Raw genomic sequence first — 17663 nt, forward strand, 5'->3', positions numbered from 1 at the left:
ACCCTTTGCGAAGCTGCAATGCCCGGCCTATATCCCTGCTATGACCTTCGCGATCCCCTTCGATAATTCCTACGCCCGCCTGCCCGATGGCTTCTACACCCGGCTCGATGCGACGCCGGTCACCGAGCCGTCGCTTGTCGCCTTCAACAGCGAATTGGCCGCCGAGCTCGGCATCGGCGAGGCCGATCACGAGACGCTGGCGCGCATCTTCGGCGGCAACGAAAACCCGGAGGGCGCAGAGCCCCTCGCGCAGCTTTACGCGGGCCACCAGTTCGGCACGTTCAACCCGCAGCTCGGCGACGGTCGCGCGCTGCTTCTGGGCGAGGTCGTCGACAAATCCGGCATCCGCCGAGATATTCAGCTCAAGGGATCGGGCCGCACGCCCTATAGCCGGATGGGCGACGGACGCGCCTGGCTCGGGCCGGTTTTGCGCGAATACGTGGTCTCCGAGGCGATGCATGCGCTTGGCGTGCCGACCACGCGGGCACTGGCGGCGGTCCGCACCGGCGAGAACATCCTTCGCGAAGGCCCCCTTCCCGGTGCGGTCCTGACGCGCGTTGCGACGAGTCATATCCGCGTCGGCACGTTCCAGATCTTTGCCGCCCGCCGCGACTACGACGCGCTCCGCGCGCTTTACGATTACACCGTCGCACGGCATTACCCGGACGCCGCCGATCCGCACGATCTTCTGGATCGTGTGATCGCGAAACAGGCAGCCCTTGTCGCGCAATGGATGAGCGTCGGCTTCATCCACGGCGTCATGAACACCGACAATTGCACGCTCTCGGGCGAGACTATCGATTACGGCCCCTGCGCTTTCATGGACGATTATCACCCGGACCGGGTCTTCTCCTCGATCGACCGGATGGGGCGCTACGCCTATGCGAGCCAGGCCGATATCATCGTCTGGAACATGGCGCAGCTCGCGACGGCGCTTGTGCCGCTGTGCGAGGATCAGGAAGCGGCGGTCAAACGCTTCACCGACCAAGTGCATGCCATGCCCGATCTCATCCGCGCCGAATGGGAGGCGCGCTTCGCCGCCAAGATCGGCATCGCCGAGCCGCGCGCCGAGGACAAGATGCTGGTTGCCGAGCTTCTGACGCTCATGCAGGAGAACCAGGCCGATTTCACCAACACCTTCCGCGCGCTCTCCCGAGGCGCAGGAAGCGACGAGTTCATGGATCGCGCCGCCTTCGACGGCTGGGCAAAGCGCTGGCAGGAGCGGATCGCGGATGAGACCGAGCCCGAAGCCCTGATGCGCCGCACAAATCCCGCCTTCATCCCCCGCAACCACCGGATCGAAGCGATGATCGCCTCGGCCGTTGCGGGCGACGATGCGCCCTTCCACCGCATGAACGCCGTGCTTGCTCGTCCGTTCGACGATCAGTCCGAGGCGGAGGATCTGGCTCGCGCTCCATTGCCGGACGAGGTTGTCCCGGCAACCTTCTGCGGCACCTGAGGGGGAATGCGCTTGTCACCAAGCACGATTCAGCCTGTCTGCGCTTTTGATATCGCGAAGGATGGCAGCACCAAGCCCGCCGATCCGCTCACACCGCAGCCCGAAGGCGCGCTGCGCTGGATTCATCTCGATCTAGGCGATCCCGCGCTCGAAGACTGGCTATTCGCCAACCTGCCCGAGCGCGCCGCCGAAGCGCTCGTCCAGCCCGAAACCCGACCGCGCGCACTGGCGCATGATGGTGGGGTGATCGCTGTGCTGCGCGGGTTGAACCTTAACGAGGGCGAGGATCGCGACGACATGGTCGCGCTTCGGATCTGGGCGTCCAAGACGCTGTTCGTGACCGTGCGCCGGCGCCGCGTCTTCGCCGCGCAGGATCTCGAGGCGCGCGGCAAGGCCGGTCACCTGCCCGCCAGTGCCGACATGCTGCTCGTCGCGCTGGCCGAGAACTTCACAAGCCGGATCGAGGAAAATGGCGTCGCGCTCGAAAACCGTGTCGATACGCTGGAGGACATCCTTTTCCTCGACGACCGCGACCCGTCCTCGAAGGAATTGCCCGAGATGCGCCGCACGGTCATCCGTCTCAGCCGCTTTCTCGGACCGCAGGCGCAGGCGCTTGCACGCCTGGCACGGCCCGACATGAGCCTGATCGGACCTGAGGCGCGCGAGGATCTGGAAGAGATCGCGAACCGCGCCGACCGCGCCGTCGAGGAAGTGCAATCGACCCGTGACAGGCTCGAAGCGCTCAACGATCATCTCGATCAGGCCCGCAACCTGCGGCTTGCCAAGAACTCTTACGCCCTCTCCATCGTCGCGGCGGTCTTTCTGCCGATGGGGTTCCTGACCGGGCTTTTCGGCGTCAACGTCGCGGGCATGCCCGGCGTCGAGACGCCCTCGGCCTTTGCGCTTCTGACCCTCGGCAGTATCGCGCTCGGAGGCGGGGTCTTCCTTGTCCTTCGCGCCTTCCGACTATTCTAACCTTATGGGCTGCGCTGCCACCTCTTTTGTGCAACCCTCTCACTCAAACGCCTCGAACAGGAGCTAAGCCATGGGCCTGATGAAAACTCTCACCAAAGTCGCCTTGGGATATGCCGCCGCGCGGGGCGTCGACCGGATGTCGGGCGGCAAGGGCCTGCAAGGACTGATCGGCGGCGGCGCACAGATCAAGGGCGCGCATCCCGCGACCAAAGCGGGCAGCCAGGTCACGGACCAGATGCAGCAGGGCGCGACCCAGGCGGCCGCCCCGATGCAGGCGCTCTTGGCGAACCTTCGCACGGCGGGCTTCGATTTGTCCTCGATGATGGGCGGGCAAGGAAACCAGGCGGCGCAAGGCGGCGCGCAGAAGGGCCTTCTGTCTTCGATGCCGTCGACGGGCGGCGGTGGCTTCGCGGGCATGCTGGCAGCGGCCGGCGGCGCGGCGGCGATGGGCGGCAAGGGCGCGGGCGCCCTCCTCGACCAGTTCAACATGGAGAAATCCGCGCCCGAGCTCGAAAAGAGCGCCGGCCTCATGCTGCGCGCGATGATCCAGGCGGCCAAGGCCGACGGTCATATCGATGCCGAGGAGAAGGCGAAGATCCTCGAGCTTGTGGGTGACGATGCGACCGAGGAAGACCTCGCCTTCATCAAGGCCGAGCTCGAGGCTCCCATCGACATCAAGGGCCTCGCCGACGCCACGCCTGAATCGCAGAAGATGCCGGTCTACTCCGCTTCGCTGATGACGATCCGCGTCGATACGGATGAGGAAGCCGAATATCTAGACCGGCTGGCGCAGGCGCTGGGGCTCGACGAGCCCACGGTGAACGCGCTGCATGTCCAGATGGGCAACAAGCCGCTCTACGTCTGAGCCAGCCTGCATGACCTCCAGACCCCCGGCCTTCGGGATCGGGCTGGCTGCCTTCGGCGCGCTGGTCCTGTCGCCCGACGCACTCTTCATGCGCCTCTCGGGCATGGACGGGATGCAGATGGTCTCCTGGCGCGGCACCTCCATGGGCGCGCTCTTCCTGATCGCGTGGGCTTTGACCAGCGGGAACCGCGCGCGCGACATCGCGATGCTCGGCACCGGCGCGGGTCTGACCATCGTGGGCGCGCAGGTTCTGAATGCGATGCTCTTCCCGACCGGCATCGCGCTTGCCCCGGTGGCGGTCATGCTGATCGGCGTGGCAACCGCGCCGGTCTGGTCCGCGCTCCTGTCACGGTTCCTCTACGGAGAGACGACGGGCCGGGCGACATGGATCACCATCGGCGTCGTGCTCGCGGGCATCGCCATCGCCGTGACCGGCAAGGGCGATCTCGCCGTCTCGCCTGGTGCGGCGCTCGGCGCGCTCTGCGGTGTCGGGGTCGCCTTCGTTCTGGCGCTCAACTTCACGACGCTGCGCTTTCACGGCGAGGTGCCGATCCTTCTGGCGATGGGGCTGGGCGCGCTCTGCGCCGGGATGATCGGGATCTCGGTCACCGGCCCGGCGCAGATGCCTGTGGGAAACGTGCCCGCGATCCTCCTGACCGCGCTTCTCATCCTGCCAATCTCGTTCTTCTCGCTGTCGTTGGCGTCACGCTACACCGCGGCGGCCAATGTGAGCCTTCTGATGCTTCTCGAGACGGTGCTCGGGCCGCTCTGGGTCTGGATCGGGACCGGCGAAGCGCCGACCTCCCGAATGCTCACCGGGGGGGCTATCGTGGTCGGCGCGCTCGCAATCTATCTCGCCCGGCCGAAGCGGCGCGCGCGGATGTGAGGCTACTGGCCAAGCCGTCGAAAGCGGGTTAGCCCGAGGACGCAACTTAGCGGAGCCCTCATGGACAATGTGCGCGGCGCGCTCCTGATGATCCTCGCCATGGCGGGGTTCGCGGTCGAGGACGCCTTCATCAAAACCGCCGCGACGGACATGCCAACGGGTCAGATCCTGATCGTGATCGGATGTGTGGGCGGTGCGGTCTTCTGGGCGATCACCCGGCGGCGCGGCATCCGGCTGCTGACAGGCGATCTTCTCACGCGCCCGGTCATGCTTCGAAATCTCTCCGAAATCGCGGGCACGATCGGGTTCGTCACGGCGATCACCACGATCCCGCTCTCGACCGCCTCTGCCATCGCGCAGGCGATGCCGCTCGTCGTGACTCTCGGCGCGGCGATCTTCTTCGGCGAGGCAGTCGGCTGGCGGCGCTGGTCCGCGATCCTCGCGGGCCTCATGGGGGTGCTCATCATCATCCGTCCGGGTCTTCAGGTCTTCGACCCCAATGCGCTCTGGGCGGTGCTGGCTGTGTTCGGGCTCGCGGCGCGAGACCTCGCGGCGCGGGCGGTCCCGAAAGGCATCCCGCATCTTCAACTGGCCGCGTACGGGTTCCTGAGCCTCATCCCGACGGGCCTCATCCTGATCCTCGCATCGGGCGAGGCGCCGGTCTGGCCGGACGGGCGGCTGACGCTCCTTCTGGCAGGCGCGGTCCTGACCGGAATGCTGGCCTATTACGCGATCACCTCGGCCTCGCGCACGGGCGAAGTGTCGGTGGTCACGCCCTTCCGCTTCTCTCGCATGCTCTTCGCGCTTCTCATCGGCGTCACGATCTTCGGTGAGAGGCCGGACCTTGCCACCTATCTCGGCGCGGCGCTCATCATCGGCTCGGGGCTCTACACGTTCCTGCGCGAGCGCCGTCTGGGCCGGATCGAGGCGCGAAGGCGCGAAGCCCGCTATCACTGAGCGCGCCCGCGTTTACAGCGCGCGGCAGGCTGGTATAGGTCGAAGGCAACGACATGCGACAAGGGACAGGAGCTCACCCATGAGCATCATCATCGACATCTTCGCCCGAGAGATCCTCGACAGCCGCGGCAACCCGACCGTCGAGGTCGACGTCACGCTCGAGGACGGCACGATGGGCCGCGCCGCGGTCCCCTCGGGTGCGTCGACCGGCGCCTACGAGGCGGTAGAGCGGCGCGACGGCGATGCCGCCCGCTACAAGGGCAAGGGCGTGATGGACGCCGTCGCCTCGGTCAACGGCGAGATTGCCGAAGAGCTTCTGGGCATGGACGCGACCGAACAGGTCAGCATTGATCAGACGATGATCGAGCTCGACGGCACCGACAACAAGGGCCGGCTCGGCGCGAACGCGATCCTCGGCGTCTCTCTCGCGGTCGCGAAAGCCGCAGCCGATTACACCGAGCAGCCGCTCTATCGCTACGTGGGCGGCACCTCGGCGCGCGTTCTGCCGGTGCCGATGATGAACATCATCAACGGCGGCGAGCACGCCGACAACCCGATCGACATCCAGGAATTCATGATCATGCCGGTCGCCGCGACCTCGATCCGCGAGGCGGTCCGCATGGGCTCCGAAGTTTTCCACACGCTGAAGAAAGAGCTCTCTTCTGCGGGGATGTCCACGGGTCTCGGCGACGAGGGCGGCTTCGCGCCTGAGCTGAAGGGCACGCGCGATGCGCTCGATTTCATCCTCAAATCCATCGAGAAGGCGGGCTACAAGCCGGGCGAGGACATGTATCTCGCGCTCGACGCCGCCTCGACGGAATATTTCAGGGACGGCAAGTACGAGATGAAGGGCGAAGGCCTTTCCCTCACCCCCGAAGAGAACGTCGATTACCTCGCCAAGCTCTGCGACGAGTATCCGATCATTTCCATCGAGGACGGCTGCTCGGAGGACGATTGGGACGGCTGGAAGATCCTCACGGACAAGCTCGGCGACCGCGTCCAGCTCGTCGGCGACGATCTTTTCGTGACGAACCCGACACGCCTTGCGGACGGGATCTCGCGGGGCGTCGCCAACTCGATGCTGGTCAAGGTGAACCAGATCGGATCGCTCACCGAGACGCTGGCGGCGGTCGATATGGCTCACCGCGCCCGCTATACCAACGTGATGTCCCACCGCTCGGGCGAGACCGAGGACGCGACCATCGCCGATCTCGCGGTGGCGACGAATTGCGGACAGATCAAGACGGGCAGCCTCGCGCGCTCGGACCGGCTGGCTAAGTACAACCAACTCATCCGCATCGAGGAAGCGCTCGGCGAGACGGCGATCTATGCCGGCCGCTCGATCCTGAAGCGCTAAGGCGTGCTTTCTGGCTGGCCGGTCTCTGGATCGGCCGCCAGGGCAAGGGTTTCCGGGGTCTGGGACCGCGCAAGCGGACCCGCCTGGAAATCGGTCTTCTGCGCCTTCGGCACGGCCGCCGTCGTTCTGAGCCGCAGGATCGCGAAGACGATCAGCAGGAAATGCGCGACCCCGATCACGGCAAAGAGTGTCGCCGCGCCGTAAGCCGTCATAGCGTAGCCCGCGAGGGTTGGCCCAAGAATCGACCCCAGGCCGAACACCAGAAGCAGCCCGCCGCTGACCTGGATGAACGATCCGGGCTCGGCGTGGTCGTTGGCATGGGCGACGATCACCGGGTACATCGCGAAGACACTCGCCCCGAAGAGCGCAACGAGCGCGAGGACCAAGGTGCGCCCCGGCTCTCCAGCCATGATGAAGAGCCCGTCCGCCAGAACCGCGACGAGGGCCACTCCGATCAGCACCTTGCGCCGCTCGAACTTGTCCGAAAGGTATCCGACCGGGACCTGTGCCACCGCGCCCGCCAGGATCGGAATGCTCGCGAAGAGTGCGATATCGGACAGCGACAAGCCGATCCGTGCGCCGTAGACCGCCGCGAGCGTGCCGAACGAGGCATTCGCGATGCCGATCATGAAGACCGAGAAGACCGCGACCGGCGAATTGCGCCAGAGCGCGCGAAGATTGAGCGAGACCTGCGTCAGCGGTTTCGGCGTCATCGTCGCGCTCATCGCGGTCGGCAGAAGCGCGAGACAATAGACCATCGCGGCGATCACGAAGAAGACGTAACCGGACGCATCGCCGAGAGTCAGCGACATCTGTCCGGCGGTGGAGGCGAAGAGGTTCACCATCGTGTAGACGCCGAAGATCCGCCCGCGAGAGCCCGCCTCGGCGCGCTCGTTCAGCCAGCTCTCGACGATCATGGCCGCGCCCGCGAAACAAAAGCCCGACAAGGCCCGCACCGGGATCCAGACCCAAGGCGTAATGAGGAGCAGCGACAGCAAGACCGCGATGGCGGCAATCGCGCACATCGCGCCAAAAGACCGGATGTGGCCGACCCGCGCCACGAGTCTCGGCGTACCGAGACAGCCCGCGACATATCCAATGGCCCAGCCTGTGCCGAGCAGGCCGAGCGAAGCCGCTGTGAAGCCTTCCGCCTCACCCCGGACCGGCAGGATCAACCCGTTGAGGCCACCGGCAAAGAGGAGGAACGCGGACCCCATCAAGAGGGCCGTCAGAGGAAGAAGGCTGCGTACCATGACACGGAAGCTGGCGGTTGTGGTCGCCCGCCTCCTATCAGCCTTCGAAGGCGGCGATCAATGCCTCGGCCAGCGGCAGGGCCGAATAGCCGAGGTCTGACGGCGTAAGGCCAAGCCGCACGATCACCATGTCTTCAGACGGGAAGATGCCGACCGATTGCCCGTCATGACCGCGCATCCAGAACGCGTCTGCGAACTGCGCGCCGTTCCGGGCCCCTTCGAGCCAGAGATGTCCCTGTCCGTAGCGTCCCTCGGACGCGGCGACAGGCGCTTCCATCCAATCCGTGAACCCTTCCGGCAGAAGCCGCGCGCCGCCCCAGGAACCATCCTGCAGAAGGAATTGGCCGAACCGGGCCCAGTCACGCGCGGTCGCGTACATGTAGCTCGAGCCGACATAGGTATCTTCGGCATCGGTCTCCATCACGGCCGAACTCATGCCGAGGGGGCCGAAAAGCGCGTCGCGCGGATAAGAGAGGCTGTCGTCTCCCACAACGTCCTGCCAGCGGCGCGACAGCATCGTCGAGGTGCCGGAAGAATAGGTGAACTCCGCGCCGATCTCAGCCGCGAGCGGCTTGTTCGAGGCGTAACCGGCCATGTCATCGGTCAGGTAGAGCATCGAGGTCACGTCGGTGACGTTGCCGTATCCTTCGTTCCATTCGAGCCCGCTCGACATCGCCAGCATGTCTTCGACGGTGATCGCCGACCGGTCGTCTTCGGACCAGGCCGGGAAACTGCCCGTGAGATCGCCGTCGCGCGTCATCTCTCCCGACGCGATCAGCGTGCCGATCAAGCCGGCGGTCACGGTCTTGGTCATCGACCAGCCAAGAAGCGGCGTCTCGGCGTCGAATCCTTCGGCATATGTCTCTCCGACGATCCGGCCGCCGCGCACGACGACAACCGCGCGGTACCCAGGGCCGAGCAGCGCCCCGTCCGACAGAACGGCGTCTATCTCGGCATCCTGCGAGGGCGCGACCTCGTTGCCTTCGGGCCAGAGCCCTTGAGCGTCAGCGGTTACGGGTTCGAACTCGGCATCGCTGAGCGCCGCGCCGTGAACATTGGTGCAACCAAGCCCCGGCCGATACTCCGAGCGCGCGGGTGCGAAGAACCGGAACAGGCGCGCGTCGACGGCACGCTCGTCTTCATCTACGGTGACGGAGATGTGCCGCAGCAGAGGGTGGCCCGGCGCCTGCACGTCTTCGGCCAGCACCTCGCCCGCATCGCGACCGGCGAGGAAGACGTTGGAACAGACGATCTTCGCGGAATAGTTCGTGCCGACCCGCAGAAGGTCCGGCGGCGCGACCAAAAGGAACCCGATGAGCCCGACAGCCGCGACGACGATGACGCCAATCACCCCGGCAAAGATTTTCCTGAACATCAGATTGAGCCTTTCCCGCTACGTGCGGGACCAGACTGCGCGAGCCAGAGGACGGCTTCCAGCCTTCCGCGGCGTTACCGAGACCGCTCCTGCCCGGCCCTCAGCTCTCGGGCGCGCTTTCCTGGTAGACACCCTGCTCTTTCAGCGCGTCGACCACCTCTTTGGGCATATAGGTCTCGTCGTGCTTGGCAAGGATCTCGCTCGCCTCGAAGGTGCCATTCACATAGCGCCCGGTGCCGACCATGCCCTGGTTCTCTTCGAACAGGTCAGGCAGCACGCCGGTATAGGTGACGGGCACGCTGGCACCGCCATCGGTGACGCGGAAGGAAATCGTCTCCCCCTGCCCGCGCACGAGGCTGCCCTCCTCGACAAGCCCGCCGATGCGAAACACCTCGTTCGGCGCGGGCGGCTCTTCGGCGACCTGGCTCGGCGAGCGGAAGAAGTTGATCCCGTCGCGCATGGCATAGCCGATGAGCGCGGTGGAGATCACCAGCGCCACGGCTGTCAGGGCCACGATCTGGATGCGGCGTTTCTTCTTGAGCGACGTAAGGGCCATGTCACCTCGGAGATAAGGGTGTCAGCAAAGATATAATCGATCGGGCGGACCGCGCCTAGAGGCGCTCCTGCCGCAGGGCTGCCTCGTGCCGGGCGCGCAATTCGGCCTCGAGATGCCGGGCGAGCGCTTTGCGATCCGCGAAATCCCCAACGGCGATGGGCGGTGCGAAGACAAGCGTGACGGAGCCGTGCGACTTCGCCGCGAGCATCCGTAGAAGGTGAGGTCCGAAATTCATCTCGCCCCACCATCCGTAGAAGTCAGGCCGCGCCGTTTGAGGGGCGTGGTAGATGACCGCGACGGATTGCAAATGCATCCGCTCGCTCAGCCCCTCGGTGCGGAACGCTTCGAACAGTGTCGTCTTGAAGGGCAGCACCCGCATCCCGTCCGTGGACGTGCCTTCGGGAAAGAAGAGCAGACGATGCCCGTGGCGGAGCCGCGCCTCGAAAAGCCTGGCCTGCGCTGCGGCATGACGGCGATCGCGCTCGATGAAAACGGTGCCCGTTGCCCGGGCGAGCCAACCAATCCCCGGCCAGCCCGCAACCTCGGCCTTCGAGACGAAATAGAGGTTTGTCGCGGCGTTCAGCACGAAAATATCGAGCCAGGACGCATGGTTGGCCACCATCGCGCCGGGCTCTTGCAAAGGCGTGCCCTCGCGCACGACCTTGATCCCGAGGATCGCGAGCGAGGCTTGACACACGCCGCGCGTGATTGAGGGCGTCACCGGCCGACGCATGCCGAAAAGCGGACGCTCGATGAGGCGCAGAACCAGCGTCAGCGCCAGCCCGCCAAAGACGACGCAGCCCATCGGGGCGCCGCGCAGCGCGATCCTGAGCCAGTCGCTTGGTCCGAAGATCGGCTGCGGCGGCTCGGGTGCACCGTGCCAGGTGCTCACGCGCGACCCTTGGCGTAAATCGCCCGCCGCATCGGCTCGAGCGTCGCTGTGTCCATCACGAGGCAGACATCGACGGTATTGAATGCGCGGTCCACGAACGCGCCCTCGCCTACCGCACCGCCGAGCCGCAGATAGCCCTTGATGAGCGCCGGGGTCTCTCGCACGGCCCGTGGCCGGTCCAGCGCGTCTTGAGGAACCAGATCCATCCGCTCGAACGCACGGGAGCGCACACGCAGCACTTCGGGTGCGAGGTGATTGTAGTGAAGATTGGACAGCGGCTGAGCCAGCGCCGAGGTATCGGTGCCATGAAAGGAGGCAACGCCGAAAAGGATCTCGATGCCGTGACGCTCCACATAATCGGCAAGCCCCTGCCAGAGATGCATCATCCCAGGCCCGCCGCGATAATCGCGGTGCAGGCACGAGCGCCCGAGCTCCATCAACCGGCGCCCCGAGGCATGGAGCGGCGAGAGGTCGTACTCGTCCTCGGAATAGAACTGGCCGATCTCGCGGGCCTGCGTGTCGGGCAAGAGACGGTAGACGCCGACCACGGGATCTGCGGGACGCGCATCGTCGAACAGCAGAAGGTGGTCGAAGATCGGATCGAACCGGTCCATCTCGAGCCGCGCCGCGTGATCGATCATCGCGCCCGATCCGCCCAACTCCTCGACGAACACCTCGTAGCGCAAGCGCTGCGCGGCACGAAGATCGGCCTCGCTCTCGGCAAGGGCCACGCGGAACTGAGGAGCGGTCTTGAACATCGCGAGATGAACTGCCTGATCGTCGTTTCGCGTCGGTTTAGGACAGCAGGGGACCCGATTGCAACTCGAGGCCGGTCCGAGGGTTCGGCCGTTAACCCTTTGCTAACGATCCGCGGCTAGTCTTCGCCGAATATCGGCATAAGCGACACGCGCTTGCCGTCGATGACGACCTTGCCTTCTTCCCGGAAGTTGACCGTGATGCGCCCACCGATATTCGATTGCACCTGCCCGCGCCCCCATTCGGGCTTGTCGGGATGCTCCACGATCATGCCGGGCTCGAGGATCGAATTCAGGTCTTCGGACATGGGGGACTCTCGTGTCTGAACTCGCCACTCTCGATGGGCGCGACGTCGATCTTGCCGGGCTGATCGGCGCTCGCATCTGTCATGACCTGATATCTCCGATCGGGGCTATCGGCAACGGGCTGGAACTTCTGGAACTGTCCGGCGCAAGCGACCACACGCCCGAGATGACACTTGTCGCGGAAAGCCAGCGCGCCTGCGTCGCGCGCATCGGCTTCTTTCGCGTGGCTTTCGGGCCTGCCGGCGCCGATGCGCTGATCGCCCCGGCCGACGCCGACCGCCTGATCGCGGACTTTGCGAGGGATGGTCGCACAAGCCCCGTCTGGCGCGTCGAAACGGCCCTGTCTCGCGCAGAGCTGCGGTTCGGTTTTCTGGCCTACCTCTGCCTCGATACGGCCCTGCCGCGCCGTTGCTCGGTGGAGATGCGTCATGAGGGCGGCCGATGGCAGCTCTTGACCCAAGGCGCCCTCCCCCGTCTCGACAAGGCGCTCTGGGGTGGGCTGACCGACCCCGGCCAGACCCTAGAGGTCACGCCCGCGACGGTTCAATTCGCGCTTCTCGCAGAGGCTGCGCGGACAGCAGGGCGTGACATCCGGCTCGACGTCGATGCCGAAGCGGTCACGCTTTTCATCTGACCGGCAGGATCAGGCGCGCACCGTTCCGTCGCCGACAACGATATATTTGAACGAGGTCAGCTGCTCGACGCCCACGGGGCCCCGCGCATGCATCTTGCCGGTCGCAATCCCGATTTCAGCGCCCATCCCGAACTCGCCGCCATCGGCGAACTGGGTCGATGCGTTGTGCATAAGGATCGCCGAATCGACGCGCGCGAAGAACCGCTCCGCCGCGCTCGGCTCTTCCGTGAGGATGCACTCGGTATGCGAGGAGCTGTAGCGCGCGATATGCGCGATGGCCGCGTCGATGTCCGGCACGACCCGAGTGGCCACGATCATGTCGAGATATTCGCGCCCCCAATCCTCCGCATCGGCAGGGGTCACGCCGTCGATGGTTTGAAGACGCTCGTCGCCACGCACCTCGACGCCCTTGTCGATCAGTGCACGGATCACGCCCTGCCCGATCGTTTCCACCACGTCTTGGTGGATTAGAAGGCATTCCGCCGCGCCGCACACGCCTGTGCGCCTGGTTTTCGCATTCAGCACGACATCGAGCGTTTTCTGCGGGTCGGCGTCCTTGTCGATATAGATATGCACAATCCCCTCGAGATGGGCGAAGACCGGCACCCGGGCCTCGCGCTGAACGAGACCGACAAGACCCTTGCCGCCGCGGGGCACGATCACGTCCACATACTCCGTCATGCCGAGAAGGTGCGACACGGCCGCCCGGTCGCGCGTCGGCACGAGCTGGACGGCATCCTCCGGCAGACCAGCCGCCTGCAAGCCCTGGACAAGGCAGGCATGGATCGCGCGGGAGGAATGAAAGCTCTCCGAACCGCCACGCAGGATTGCCGCATTGCCCGCCTTGAGACAGAGCGCACCGGCATCGGCGGTCACGTTCGGGCGGCTCTCATAGATCACGCCGATCACACCGAGCGGTGTCCGGACGCGCGAGATATGGAGCCCCGTCGGACGGTCCCATTCGGCCATGACAGATCCGACCGGGTCCGTCAGCGCCGCGACCTCGCGCAGCGCCGCCGCAATGGCCGCAACGCGCGCATCGTCAAGCATGAGCCGATCCATCATCGCATTCGAAAGACCCTTTTCGCGGCCGAACTCCAGATCCTGGGCGTTAGCGGCGACGATCTCGGCCTTCTGCGCGTCGATGGCGTCCGCGGCTTCGGTCAGGGCACGGGTCTTGGCCGCAGGTGTGGCATAGGCCAGCTCGGCCGCCGCCGCTTTGGCGCGTGCGCCGATCTCGTCCATCGTCGCGGCGATATCGCTGTGGTCTTTCATCTCTGTCGCCCTCTTCTCTGGCAGCGCAAGCCTAACATGGCTCAAAGCGCCATGTCGTCCCTATGGATCAGCACGGCGCGGCCCGGATAGCCGAGGATCGCCTCGATCTCGTTGGATTTGTGTCCCCGGATCGCGCGCGCCTCGGCCGCGGTGTATCGTGTCAGCCCATGGCCCAGCATCGCGCCGCCCACAGTCTTGATCGCGACCGGATCGCCCCGACCGAAACTGCCTTCGACATTGGCCACGCCCGCGGGCAAAAGCGACCGGCCCGCCGTGAGCGCGGTCTCCGCGCCGGCATCGACAACGAGGGCGCCGCGGGGTTTCATAGCCGCGATCCAGCGCTTGCGGGCGGTATGCGGGTCGGTCTGAGGCGTGAACCATGTCACAGGCGCGCCCGCTTCGAGCGCGCTGAGTGGCTTCACCCCCGATCCTTCGGTGATCGCCATCGCGCAACCGGCCGCCGTCGCCGTCTTGGCCGCGAGAATCTTGGTTTTCATGCCGCCCTTGGACAGACCTGAGCCCGCATCGCCGGCCATGGCCTCGATCTCGGGCGTGATGCGCTCGATCACGTCGAAGCGCCGCGCGCCGGCATCGAGCGCGGGATTTCCCGAGTAGAACCCGTCGACATCCGACAACAGGATCAGCTGGTCCGCCCCGACCGTCACGGCGACCTGCGCTGCGAGCCGGTCATTGTCACCATACCGGATCTCGTCGGTCGCGACGGTATCGTTCTCGTTCACGATAGGCACGACACCATGCGCCAGCAGCGCTTCCATCGTGGCGCGCGAATTGAGGTAACGGCGGCGATCGGCGCTGTCCTCGAGCGTGACGAGCACCTGCGCGGTAGTGATGCCATGGGGCGCGAGACCCTCTTCCCAGGCGCGGGCCAGCCGGATCTGACCCACGGCCGCCGCCGCCTGGCTCTGCTCGAGCGGCAGGTCGCTGCGCGGCAGACCCAGCACGCCGCGCCCGAGAGCGATGGAGCCTGACGAGACCAAAACGACATCAGCGCCCCGCGCGCGCAGCCGCGCCACATCCTCGGCCATACCGCGCAGCCACGTGTCGCGGAACGCCCCGGTTTCCTTGTCGACGAGTAATGCCGAGCCGATCTTGACGACGACGCGGCGCGCGTCGCTCAGGGCTGCCATCCGCCGCTCTCCTCCTCGTCGGCCGCTTCTTCGCGGCGGCGGAGCGCACGGGTCGCCTCGACCTCGGCGCGCAGCGCGCGCAGAACATGGGTGACGCCCTCGCCCGAGATACCGGACATCACGAAGACGCGGGATCCGGCCACCTCCTCCAGTTCCTCGCGCAGGAAAGTCCGCTCTTCATCATCGAGCGCGTCGACCTTGTTCAGAACGGTGATGCGCGGCTTGTCGGCGAGTCCCGATCCGTATTCCTCGATCTCGTTGATGATCGTCTTGTAATCCTCAAGGAGCGTGCCGGATGTGCCGTCCACGAGATGCAAGAGCGCCGCGCAGCGCTCCACATGTCCCAGGAACAGATCGCCGAGGCCGCGCCCCTCATGCGCGCCCTCGATGAGGCCCGGAATGTCCGCGACCACGAATTCCACGTTGTCGACGCCAACAACCCCAAGATTGGGATGCAGCGTGGTAAAGGGATAATCGGCGATCTTCGGCCGCGCATTGGAGGTGGCGGCAAGGAAAGTGGACTTGCCCGCGTTCGGCAACCCCAGGAGCCCCACATCCGCGATGAGCTTGAGCCGCAGCCAGATCGTCCGCTCGACGCCTTGCTGACCCGGGTTGGAGCGGCGCGGCGCCTGGTTCGTGGCGCTCTTGAAGTGGACGTTTCCCCAGCCGCCATTGCCGCCGCGCGCAAGCTCGACCTTCTGGCCAAGCTCGGTAAGGTCCGCGAGAACGGTCTCCTGGTCCTCATCAAGGATCTCGGTCCCCACGGGCACGCGCAGGGTGATGTCTTCGCCGTCGCGGCCCGTTTTTTGACGGCCCATGCCGGCCTGGCCGTTCTGCGCGAAGAAATGCTGCTGGTAGCGGAAGTCGATCAGCGTGTTGAGCCCGTCCACGGCCTCCACCCAGACAGACCCGCCCGAGCCGCCGTCGCCACCATCCGGGCCACCGTATTCGATATATTTCTCGCGCCGGAAGCTCGCAGCACCCGACCCGCCGGAGCCGGAGCGGATATAGACCTTGCAGAGGTCGAGGAATTTCATGAGCCGGGCCTTTCCTGTCGCGCCCTCGCCGATACGTCCAAAACGCGCCGGCCTCAAGGGATCGGCTTACAGGCGGCGATCATACCGCCTGTCGCAGACCCCTCTGCTCATGCGCGTCAAGCGAGTTTCTTGATGTAGGTCCAGGTCGGAACCTTGGCCTCGCGAGCGACGCAGAACGTCTCCGCATCGCCGATATATTCAAAGCCGAGCTTCGTCAGCACACGCGCCGAGGCGGTGTTGTCCTGGAAGACGCTCGCGAACATCGTGCCATTTCGCATCGGGTTGGCCGCGACCAAGGCTTCGACCGCATCCGAGGCAAGGCCGGTATTCCACAAGGCCGGCACGACCCAATAGCCGATCTCGGACTGGTTGCGGTCCATCCGCTTGAGAGAGATCACGCCCATGAGCTCGGGCAGATCGGACTTCTGACCGTCGATCGCCCAGATGTCCTCGGTCCGGTCGGGGGCATTGGCGCGCGTGACATAGGCTTCGGCCGCGCCTGGCGGATAGGGATGCGGGATCGCGCCGGTCATGCAGGCCACGCGCTTGTCGCCGGCGTGATGGGCGATGAGGCCCTGATCCGACATGCGTAACGGGCGCAGATCGAAGCGCGCCGTCTCGATGACCGGCTGCGTGATGACCTGGTCGAGGCTCATTGTGTCTCTCCTCCACTCATGCCCGCGCATTCCTCCAAAGCTGATGCCGGCATGCATGTTAAATTGGTCTCGGTCCGTGCGATGTCCAGATTATCTTGCACCGAAATGACCAAGCCGTTTCCGGCCATGTCGAGAACGAAAAAAGGGACCGGTGTTTCCACCGATCCCCTGGTTATTCGTGCCCGACGGGGTCGGCTTACTCGGCGGCCTCGGCCACTGGAAGAACGGATACGAAGGTACGTCCCTTGAGACCTTTCGAAAAGGTCACGGAGCCTTCGGCCGTTGCGAACAGCGTGTGATCCTTGCCCATGCCGACGCCATTGCCTGCATAGAACTTGGTGCCGCGCTGACGCACGATGATGTTGCCGGGGATCGCGCGCTCGCCACCGTAGAGCTTTACGCCCAGACGACGGCCGGCGGAGTCGCGACCGTTGCGGGAGGAACCGCCTGCTTTTTTATGTGCCATTGGTTAAGTCTCCTGTCTCAATCGCGGCTCAGGCTTTCGCCTTCGCCTCTTCGATCCATTCGGGTTTCAACTTAACAGCGTCGAAGCTGTCGGCGTCGAGTGCTGCAAGCTGGGAAAAACTCGTGATCCCGGCTTCGTTCAGCTTCTTTTCTGCGGCAGGGCCGATCCCGTTGATTTCCTTGAGATCGTCCTTCGCGCCTTCGGAGACGCCGGCCGCGGAGGTCGGCTTCTCTTCGGCTTCGTCGTTCTTCACGCGGGCCTTCATATCGGCCTGCTCCGCCCGGTTGGCGGTGTAGCGCTCTTCGCCGAGCCCGCGGGGCAGCGTGCCCGCGCCGACGGCCGCTTTCACGCCGGACTTGTCCGCACCCGAGGAAAGGATGTCGGTCACGCGGATCATCGTCAGCTGCTGACGGTGGCCCTTGGTGCGCTTCGACGAATGCTTCCGGCGGCGCTTCACGAAGTGGATGACCTTGTCACCCTTGATCTGATCGACGACCTCGGCCTGCACGGCCGCACCATCGACGAGGGGCGCGCCAACCGTGAGGTCGTCGCCGCCCAGCATGAGAATCTCGTTGAACTGGACCTTGTCTCCAGCGTCGGCAGCCAGCTTTTCGATCCGAAGCGTGTCGCCCGCCTGGACCTTGTATTGCTTGCCGCCGGTCTTCATCACCGCGAACATGCGCGTCTTCCTTGTTCTCTCTCGCGTTCTTCGGCCCCCGCCCCGCGGGTGTTCCGGGGTCGCCCCCGCCTCGAACAGCGCGCCCCGAATTGCGAGGCGTCATTGCGTTCAAAAATGACAAGCGGGGCCGTA

Annotated in this window: 19 protein-coding genes; 7 read left to right on the forward strand and 12 right to left on the reverse strand. The window is 65.5% G+C overall.

Annotated elements, in window-relative coordinates; genetic code table 11:
* Positions 1-40: 40 nt before the first annotated feature.
* From FIU91_RS11745 to eno, 6 genes are all read left to right on the forward strand, one after another.
* On the forward strand, positions 41-1459 hold the full coding sequence (locus FIU91_RS11745) for a YdiU family protein (RefSeq protein ID WP_152462587.1): 1419 nt from the start codon (positions 41-43) through the stop codon (positions 1457-1459).
* A 12-nt stretch (positions 1460-1471) separates the two neighbouring features.
* Entirely contained in the window at positions 1472-2434 is a 963-nt protein-coding gene (locus FIU91_RS11750) for a CorA family divalent cation transporter (RefSeq protein ID WP_172974997.1), read from the forward strand.
* 70 nt (positions 2435-2504) lie between these two features.
* Positions 2505-3299 (forward strand): tellurite resistance TerB family protein, encoded by a 795-nt coding sequence (locus FIU91_RS11755; protein ID WP_152462589.1) that lies wholly within the window; start codon positions 2505-2507, stop codon positions 3297-3299.
* A gap of 10 nt (positions 3300-3309) precedes the next feature.
* Positions 3310-4185, forward strand: coding sequence for a DMT family transporter (locus FIU91_RS11760; protein ID WP_152462590.1), 876 nt, complete (start codon positions 3310-3312; stop codon positions 4183-4185).
* A gap of 60 nt (positions 4186-4245) precedes the next feature.
* Entirely contained in the window at positions 4246-5142 is an 897-nt protein-coding gene (locus FIU91_RS11765; protein ID WP_152462591.1) for a DMT family transporter, read from the forward strand.
* A 79-nt stretch (positions 5143-5221) separates the two neighbouring features.
* Positions 5222-6499 carry a phosphopyruvate hydratase gene (eno, locus tag FIU91_RS11770; RefSeq protein WP_152462592.1) on the forward strand — a complete coding sequence of 426 codons (1278 nt, stop codon included), beginning with the start codon at positions 5222-5224 and terminating at the stop codon, positions 6497-6499.
* Here eno and FIU91_RS11775 read toward each other — a convergent pair.
* The 6 genes from FIU91_RS11775 to FIU91_RS11800 form a co-directional block, all read right to left on the reverse strand.
* On the reverse strand, positions 6496-7752 hold the full coding sequence (locus FIU91_RS11775) for an MFS transporter (RefSeq protein ID WP_152462593.1): 1257 nt from the start codon (positions 7750-7752) through the stop codon (positions 6496-6498). The two genes, eno and FIU91_RS11775, sit on opposite strands and share 4 nt — an antisense overlap.
* Before the next feature lie 37 nt (positions 7753-7789).
* Positions 7790-9127: a serine hydrolase gene (locus FIU91_RS11780; RefSeq protein WP_152462594.1), complete on the reverse strand. Its 1338-nt coding sequence runs from the start codon at positions 9125-9127 to the stop codon at positions 7790-7792.
* 100 nt (positions 9128-9227) lie between these two features.
* Positions 9228-9683, reverse strand: a complete 456-nt coding sequence (gene ccmE, locus FIU91_RS11785; RefSeq protein ID WP_093010034.1) for a cytochrome c maturation protein CcmE — start codon at positions 9681-9683, stop codon at positions 9228-9230.
* A gap of 55 nt (positions 9684-9738) precedes the next feature.
* Positions 9739-10575 carry a 1-acyl-sn-glycerol-3-phosphate acyltransferase gene (locus tag FIU91_RS11790; RefSeq protein WP_254701953.1) on the reverse strand — a complete coding sequence of 279 codons (837 nt, stop codon included), beginning with the start codon at positions 10573-10575 and terminating at the stop codon, positions 9739-9741.
* Positions 10572-11333, reverse strand: coding sequence for a GNAT family N-acetyltransferase (locus tag FIU91_RS11795; protein WP_152462595.1), 762 nt, complete (start codon positions 11331-11333; stop codon positions 10572-10574). Before FIU91_RS11795 ends, FIU91_RS11790 begins: the two co-directional genes overlap by 4 nt.
* Positions 11334-11449: 116 nt before the next feature.
* Positions 11450-11638, reverse strand: a complete 189-nt coding sequence (locus FIU91_RS11800) for a DUF3553 domain-containing protein (protein ID WP_152462596.1) — start codon at positions 11636-11638, stop codon at positions 11450-11452.
* A gap of 11 nt (positions 11639-11649) precedes the next feature.
* Between FIU91_RS11800 and FIU91_RS11805 the strand changes: the two genes are divergently transcribed.
* Complete coding sequence (locus FIU91_RS11805; protein ID WP_172974998.1) at positions 11650-12270, forward strand: histidine phosphotransferase family protein; 621 nt, start codon at positions 11650-11652, stop codon at positions 12268-12270.
* Between the two features lie 9 nt (positions 12271-12279).
* On the opposite strand, the gene FIU91_RS11810 is transcribed toward FIU91_RS11805, so the two are convergent.
* From FIU91_RS11810 to FIU91_RS11835, 6 genes are all read right to left on the reverse strand, one after another.
* Positions 12280-13545, reverse strand: coding sequence for a glutamate-5-semialdehyde dehydrogenase (locus tag FIU91_RS11810; protein WP_152462598.1), 1266 nt, complete (start codon positions 13543-13545; stop codon positions 12280-12282).
* Between the two features lie 41 nt (positions 13546-13586).
* Positions 13587-14693, reverse strand: a complete 1107-nt coding sequence (gene proB / locus FIU91_RS11815) for a glutamate 5-kinase (RefSeq protein WP_152462599.1) — start codon at positions 14691-14693, stop codon at positions 13587-13589.
* Positions 14681-15730: a GTPase ObgE gene (gene obgE, locus FIU91_RS11820; protein WP_152462600.1), complete on the reverse strand. Its 1050-nt coding sequence runs from the start codon at positions 15728-15730 to the stop codon at positions 14681-14683. The genes proB and obgE overlap by 13 nt, the downstream gene beginning before the upstream one ends.
* 116 nt (positions 15731-15846) lie before the next feature.
* Positions 15847-16386 carry a GNAT family N-acetyltransferase gene (locus FIU91_RS11825; RefSeq protein WP_093010042.1) on the reverse strand — a complete coding sequence of 180 codons (540 nt, stop codon included), beginning with the start codon at positions 16384-16386 and terminating at the stop codon, positions 15847-15849.
* Positions 16387-16582: 196 nt separating this feature from the next.
* Positions 16583-16852 carry a 50S ribosomal protein L27 gene (rpmA, locus tag FIU91_RS11830; RefSeq protein WP_093010043.1) on the reverse strand — a complete coding sequence of 90 codons (270 nt, stop codon included), beginning with the start codon at positions 16850-16852 and terminating at the stop codon, positions 16583-16585.
* A gap of 28 nt (positions 16853-16880) precedes the next feature.
* Positions 16881-17531 (reverse strand): 50S ribosomal protein L21, encoded by a 651-nt coding sequence (locus tag FIU91_RS11835; RefSeq protein WP_152462601.1) that lies wholly within the window; start codon positions 17529-17531, stop codon positions 16881-16883.
* Positions 17532-17663 lie beyond the last annotated feature (132 nt).

The sequence above is a fragment of the Roseivivax sp. THAF30 genome, from assembly GCF_009363575.1.
Classification (GTDB): Bacteria; Pseudomonadota; Alphaproteobacteria; order Rhodobacterales; family Rhodobacteraceae; genus Roseivivax; species Roseivivax halotolerans.